The organism is Gilvimarinus sp. 1_MG-2023, assembly GCF_030548285.1.
Map to the genome: position 1 here is coordinate 1 of NZ_JAUOSC010000434.1, position 349 is coordinate 349.

The 349-nt window shown below is 59.0% G+C and carries 1 protein-coding gene; it reads right to left on the reverse strand.

Going from position 1 to position 349, the window contains the following annotated elements; all coding sequences use genetic code 11:
- A partial coding sequence (ruvC, locus tag Q4563_RS17515; RefSeq protein ID WP_303605406.1) for a crossover junction endodeoxyribonuclease RuvC occupies positions 1-333 on the reverse strand: 333 nt, incomplete at its 3' end.
- Positions 334-349: the final 16 nt, after the last annotated feature.

Genomic DNA, 349 nt, shown 5'->3' on the forward strand with positions numbered 1-349 from the left:
GCCTTTGGCACCGGCCCGGGCAACCAGGCTGGCAGCAGTAAAGGCATGACAAAGCGCAATCGCCAGCGCATCCGCCGCGTCTGCCTGCGGCCGGCCGGGCAATTTCAGCAAGGTTTGCACCATATGCTGAACCTGTTCTTTTTCCGCTCCGCCGGTACCCGTCACCGCCATTTTAATCGCTCGCGGAGCATACTCCGCCACCGGCAGTTGCTGTAATGCCGCGACAACCATAGCGACACCACGTGCCTGACCGAGTTTCAGCGCCGAGGCGGCATTTTTTCCCATAAAGGCCTGCTCAATCGCAAATTGTTGCGGCGACCAGGTTTCGATCACTTCATTAACCGAGGTG